The 5,589-nt window shown below is 66.9% G+C and carries 5 protein-coding genes and 1 pseudogene; 4 read left to right on the top strand and 2 right to left on the bottom strand.

Annotation, left to right across the window (positions count from 1 at the left end):
• Positions 1–456 (top strand): annotated as a pseudogene (locus VDP82_RS13130) (hypothetical protein); the annotation flags it as partial.
• A 12-nt stretch (positions 457–468) separates the two neighbouring features.
• Positions 469–1,296 (top strand): hypothetical protein, encoded by an 828-nt coding sequence (locus tag VDP82_RS13125; protein WP_323015296.1) that lies wholly within the window; start codon positions 469–471, stop codon positions 1,294–1,296.
• On the opposite strand, the gene VDP82_RS13120 is transcribed toward VDP82_RS13125, so the two are convergent.
• Complete coding sequence (locus VDP82_RS13120) at positions 1,256–2,482, bottom strand: MFS transporter (RefSeq protein WP_323015295.1); 1,227 nt, start codon at positions 2,480–2,482, stop codon at positions 1,256–1,258. The genes VDP82_RS13125 and VDP82_RS13120 overlap by 41 nt on opposite strands.
• Before the next feature lie 209 nt (positions 2,483–2,691).
• Between VDP82_RS13120 and VDP82_RS13115 the strand changes: the two genes are divergently transcribed.
• A complete protein-coding gene (locus VDP82_RS13115; protein WP_323015294.1) occupies positions 2,692–3,240 on the top strand; it encodes an AAA family ATPase in 549 nt (182 codons plus the stop codon).
• 27 nt (positions 3,241–3,267) lie between these two features.
• Here VDP82_RS13115 and VDP82_RS13110 read toward each other — a convergent pair whose 3' ends face one another.
• On the bottom strand, positions 3,268–3,885 hold the full coding sequence (locus VDP82_RS13110) for a MarR family winged helix-turn-helix transcriptional regulator (RefSeq protein WP_323015293.1): 618 nt from the start codon (positions 3,883–3,885) through the stop codon (positions 3,268–3,270).
• A 142-nt stretch (positions 3,886–4,027) separates the two neighbouring features.
• On the opposite strand from VDP82_RS13110, the gene VDP82_RS13105 reads away from it, so the two are divergent.
• Positions 4,028–5,533 (top strand): MDR family MFS transporter, encoded by a 1,506-nt coding sequence (locus tag VDP82_RS13105; protein WP_323015292.1) that lies wholly within the window; start codon positions 4,028–4,030, stop codon positions 5,531–5,533.
• Positions 5,534–5,589: the final 56 nt, after the last annotated feature.

Genomic DNA, 5,589 nt, shown 5'->3' with positions numbered 1-5,589 from the left:
TTCGAGGTCGCGGCGCCCAAGGCCGACGGCTTCGCCGCCAGCGTCGAGCGCAACGGCTCGGGCGAGCGCGGGGTCACCATTTCGGCCGTCGACGGTCCCGGCGAGCGCCGCTCCGGCCCACCCCCCGGCCAGCGCCGCCCGCCCGGCCCGGTGGAGCGGTACGATCCCAACGCGCCGCGCCCCGAACGCGCCGATCGCAAGGCCCGCTATGGCTCTGCCGGGCTCAGGGCGGACGATTTTGCCGAGGCCGCCACCGGGACCTGGGACCCCGCCGCGCCCAAACCCCAATTCGACAAGCCGCGCCCGCCCAAAGCCGGCAAGGCGCCGCCCGACAAGAACAAGGGCAAGCCCAAATGGGCCGGCAAGGGCGAGAGCGCGCCGCCGGCGGCCAAGCAGCCCAAATCGGCCAAGCCGCGCAAGAAGGACCATAAGCCCCGGCGCGACCCGCAGGCATAGCTGGACAAAGCCATGACCCTCCCCACGATTGTCAGCTTCTGGCATGGAAAGATGAGCTGGCTCGAAGCGCTCTCCATCGCCTCCTTCCGCCGGCAGGGGCATGCGGTGGAGGTCTATTCCTACGATAGGGTGGAGGGCCTGCCCGAAGGGGCGGTGGCGCGCGACGCCGCCGAGGTGCTGCCACGCGAGAAGCTGGTGTTCTACAAGGGCAAGGGCACGCCGGGCGTGTTCTCGGATTATTTCCGCATGAGCGCGCTGCGCCAGCAACGCGGCATCTATGCCGATCTGGACGTCTATTGCGTGCGCCCGCTGCAAGGGCCGCCCGATTATCTCATGGCCTATGAGCGGCCCGGCTCGATCAATGGCGCGGTGCTGCATATTCCCCACGACGCGCCGCTGCTCGACGATCTGCTGGCCATTTTCACCGACGAGAAACGCCCGTTGCTGGAGCCGCACCTGCCGCCGCTGCGGCGGCTTGAAGTGGCAGCGCGGCGGCTGATGGGGCAGCGCATCGCCCCCGAGGACATGCAATATGGCGCCACCGGGCCGATGGCGCTGACCCATTATGTGCGCCAGCATGGGCTGGAGGACAGGGTGCTGCCCAGCAGCGCGCTCTATCCCGTGCCTTATGAGGGCATTCCGGCGCTGATGCTGGCCGGATCGAGCCTGGATGCGGCGGTCACGCCGGATACGCTGGCCGTGCATATCTGGCGCAGCCAGCTCACCCGGCGCGGCCGGGCGGATATGCCCCTGCCGGAAAAAGGCAGCGCGCTGGCGACGCTGTGCGAACGCGAGGGGATCAGGCTGGGCGAGAGGGCCGGGGCCCCCGCAGGCGGTTGAGATTGCCCGCCAGCATCACAAGCGCGCCCAGGCCGGCAATGGCGGCGGCGCCTGCGATCACCAGCCGGTAGTCGCCGCCCGCGCCGAGCAGGCCGAACGCGGCGGCGCCCAGCAGGGTGGCGGAAATGGAAACCACATCCATGAGCGAGGTGGACAGCCCGACCCGGCCTTTGATCGCGTCCTGCAAATAGCTGATATTGACCGACATCAGCGCCGCGGTGGCGATGCCGTTGATGCCCTGAAGCCACAAGATATCGCCGACCGAGCGCACGCCGGTGGCCAGCAAGAGATAGAGCGCGAACAGCAGTCCGTTGAAGATCAGGATGGATTCCTTGCTCAGCCGGGCCAGCAGGTAGCCCCAGCCGAGCATGAACGGCAATTCCAGCCCGGCGGCGATGCCGGCATAAAGGCCGACATCGGTCAGCGACCCGCCCAGATCGGTAACGATCAAGAGCGGCATGCCCACGCCGGCAAGCCGCATCGCGGTGGCGATGACGGTCAGCCCGACAACGCCGCTGAGAATGGGAAAGGGCAGGCGGCGCCGGACTGCGGCGCCCGACGGCGCCGGCGCCACGGATGCGGGGGGCGCGTTGGGCACCAGCGTTGCCCGATCCGTCATCATGACAATGAAGATCGTTCCGCACAGCCCATAGGACAGGGCCGATATCAGATAGACGTTGAACACCGAATATCGGGCGGCCACATAGCCGGCCAGCGGCGGCACCACGGTCCAGGCGACGGTGAAGACCGTACGCAGCGCCGAGACCATGAAATCGGCCCGGGCGGGATTGTGCCGGTTATAAAACACCCGGGTATAGGCGAAGGATTGCGAGAACATGGACAGGCCCAGCGGCATGACCACGCCCATGGCGAGGAGGAAAACGGACTGGCTGGGAAACAGGTAAATCAGGCCATGGCCGATCATGCCGGCCAGCGCCGCCGCCAGAACCAGGATACGACGGTCGGGCAGCCGGTCGGAAAGATAGCCCAGCCCCAGGGAGAGGAAGGCCCCGACAATCGAACTGACCGAAAGCAGGGTGGCGAAGGCGGCGGTGCTCAGCCCCAGCGTTTCCACCCCGACAATGGACGCATAGGGCGCGGTGCTGGCGAAGGTGACGCCGGAGAAAAACATGTTGGCGCCCAAAAGGGCGGTGACCGGCATGCGGGGGCGGGGCGCGCTGCTCATGATTCCTCCGGGGATGGCAATCCATATCGATTTCATGAGGTGATGGAAAGGAAGGTGGAGGGGGCAATGGTGGGTGGAGGAAGCGCGGGGACAGGCAGCAGGCTGGTCGCCCCGAACCTGATGCGGGGCCTGTCCCGACACGGCGCGGGACCGCATCTCGGGATGACATCGGCAGCAGGGACCAGACATCGATGAACCGGGAAGGGAAAATGTTCATTGACGGGAACAGGCGCGTATTGATTTCGGGGTGTTCGGGCGGCGGGAAATCGACGCTGCTGCTTGAACTGGCCGCGCGGGGCTTTGCGATTGTGCCCGAGCCCGGCCGCCGCATCGTCAAGGCGGAGCTGGAGGCGGGCGGCGGGGCCTTGCCCTGGCTGGACCTGGCGGCCTTTGCACGCCGCGCCATCGACATGGCCATGGCGGATCATGCCGCCGCTTCGGCCCGGCCGGGATGGACGTTTTTCGACCGGGGCCTCGTCGATGCCGCCTGCGCGCTGTCGCATGCGACGGCAGAGCCGCCCGAGGCGGCGGCGCTGGCCGCCCACCGTTATCACCGGCAGGTGTTCATGGCGCCGCCCTGGCCGGAAATCTATGGCGCTGACGCGGAGCGCCAGCACGGCCTCATGGACGCAATCGCCGAATATGACCGGCTTGCCGCGCTGCTGCCGGCGCTGGGTTATGAAATGGTGCTGTTGCCCAAAAGGGCGGTTGAAGAGCGGGCCGATTTTATCTTGCAGCGCCTCGGGGCGTCGAGCTAGATCATTTCACTGTTCAGTAGAAACGCCCTAGCTCTCCACCTTCTCCCGGTGGCTGGCCTTGATGTTGGCCGAGAGGGTGGCGATTTCGCCGCTGAAGCGGGTGGCGGCGTTGGCGGTGCGATCGGACCAGTGGCTGAGCTTTTCCAGCAGCGGCATGAAGGCCGCCAGCTCCGCCTCGGACCATTCGCTGAGAAAGCTCCCCAGGATGAGATATTTATAGGCGCGCACGGCGGCGATGACGGCTTCGCCCGCGGGGGTGAGCCTGATGATGGTGCGGCGGGCATCGGCCTGGCTGACGGCGCGGCGGGCATAGCCGGCCTCGACCATCTCGCTGACCACGCGGCTGGCGCGCGAGGGATCGATGCTGAGCCGCTCGGCCACGGTGGCCACCATGGTCTCCTCGCCGGAGCTGTCGCCGAATTCATTGACCGGAGCGGCGATGGCGATCAGCACGTCGAACTGGGCCAGGTCGATGCCGACCCCAAGATCCTGCAACGCCCGGTTGCCCAGCTCGCGCCGCGACATGCGCCGCCGCCAGTTTTGCAGCACCGCATCGAGCTGGGACACCGCCGCGACGGTGGACGCGCCGATGCCGCTGGCGCGCAGAAGCACATCGATCTCGGGATTGCTGCCGGACGGGGGCATGGCTGACCTCGCAATTTTTCATGCCTTGAGCAAATGCATGCTGTTGACATGTAAATGCTGATTGCAGATATATGTCGCATCGATTTTTTCCGCAAGGGCTGATGCGACTCTGCGCACGCCCCCGCGTCCAGAGGATTGCTTAATGTCTGTCAATGCACAATCTGCCGAGGCGCCGCAGGCGCAATCGGTGGGTCTTATTATCGGCGCCGTTGCCGTGACGCTGCTGCTGGCCTCGCTGGGCCAGACCATCGTTTCCACCGCCCTGCCCACCATAGTGGGCGAACTGGGCGGGCTCGACCACCTGACCTGGGTGGTGATCGCCTATCTGCTCAGCTCCACCGTGGTTGCTCCCATCTATGGCAAGCTCGGCGATCTCTACGGTCGCAAGATCGTCTTGCAGGCCGCCATCGTCATCTTCCTTCTCGGGGCGGCCCTTTCGGCCTTCGCCTCATCCATGACCTTCCTCATCATCGCCCGCGCCGTGCAGGGGCTGGGCGGGGGCGGGCTGATGGTGGTGGCCATGACCGTGGTGGCTGACGTGATCCCGCCGCGACAGCGCGGCAAGATCCAGGGCATTTTCAGCGCTGTCTTCGGCGTCGCCACCATTGTGGGGCCCCTGCTGGGCGGGTTCATCGTCGAGCGATTGAGCTGGCACTGGATTTTCATCATCAACCTGCCGCTGGGCCTGCTGGCGCTGGTGGTGATCGGCTTCGCGCTGAAACCCCGGGCCGAGCGGGTGTCGCACCAGATCGACTACAAGGGCTTCGTGCTGCTTTCGGCGGGGCTGTCGGCGCTGGTGCTGGCCACCAGCCTGGGCGGGCACACCTATGCCTGGATGTCGGTGGAAATCCTCGGCCTCGTCGCGCTGGGGCTGGTGGCGCTGATCCTGTTCGTGGGCACCGAGGCCAAGGCCGCCGAGCCGGTGCTGCCCTTGCAGCTTTTCCGCAACCGCACTTTCGTCGTCGTCAATGCCGTGGGGTTCCTTGCCGGCATGGCCATGTTCGGCTCAATCACCTTCCTGCCCATGTATCTGCAGGTGGCCAAGGGCATTTCGCCCACCAGCTCGGCGCTGCAATTGCTGCCGATGATGCTGGGGCTGATCGGCGCCTCGACGCTGTCGGGCCTGTTCATGACCCGCACCGGGCGCTATCGCATCCTGCCCATCCTCTCCACCGCCGGGCTGTTCATCGGCATGACCCTGCTGGGCCTGATGCAGACCGATACGCCCGACTGGCAGGTGGCGCTCTATATGCTGCTGGTGGGCGTCGGCATCGGCCCGGTCAACAGCGTCGGCGTGACCGCGACCCAGAATGCCGTGCCGCGCCAGCTCATGGGCGTGGCCACGGCGGGCGTGACCCTGTTCCGCCAGATCGGCGGCTCCATCGGCGTCTCGGTGTTCGGCGCCATCTTCTCGGCCGGGCTGGCGGGCGGCTTCAATATGCAGGCTATCCAGGCCATGCCCGAGGCGGCGCGCCTCCAGGCCATCGAAGGCTTCGCCATGGCGCTGCATCCGGTGTTCTTCACCGCCGCCGCCGCCGCGCTGCTGGCCTTCGCGCTGGCCTTCCTGCTGCCCGAATTGCCGCTGGCCACCAGCCTGCGGCCCGAGCCCCGGCCGGAAGCGGACGCGGAAGTCCCCGCCACCGCCTGACATGCATTGCCGGACCATCTGATGGTCCGGCAAAGCCCTTCACCTTGCGCCCGATC

The sequence above is a fragment of the Devosia sp. genome, assembly GCF_034675085.1.
Taxonomy (GTDB): Bacteria; Pseudomonadota; Alphaproteobacteria; order Rhizobiales; family Devosiaceae; genus Devosia.
The sequence above is the reverse complement of the archived record's forward strand: the minus strand, read 5'-3'. Positions and strand labels throughout refer to the sequence as shown.

Excerpts from the sequence above, each read along its gene's own strand:
- VDP82_RS13125 (WP_323015296.1), top strand. The coding sequence starts at position 469 with ATGACCCTCCCCACGATTGTCAGCTTCTGGCATGGAAAGATGAGCTGG.
- VDP82_RS13120 (WP_323015295.1), bottom strand. The coding sequence starts at position 2,482 with ATGAGCAGCGCGCCCCGCCCCCGCATGCCGGTCACCGCCCTTTTGGGC.
- VDP82_RS13115 (WP_323015294.1), top strand. The coding sequence starts at position 2,692 with ATGTTCATTGACGGGAACAGGCGCGTATTGATTTCGGGGTGTTCGGGC.
- VDP82_RS13110 (WP_323015293.1), bottom strand. The coding sequence starts at position 3,885 with ATGCCCCCGTCCGGCAGCAATCCCGAGATCGATGTGCTTCTGCGCGCC.
- VDP82_RS13105 (WP_323015292.1), top strand. The coding sequence starts at position 4,028 with ATGTCTGTCAATGCACAATCTGCCGAGGCGCCGCAGGCGCAATCGGTG.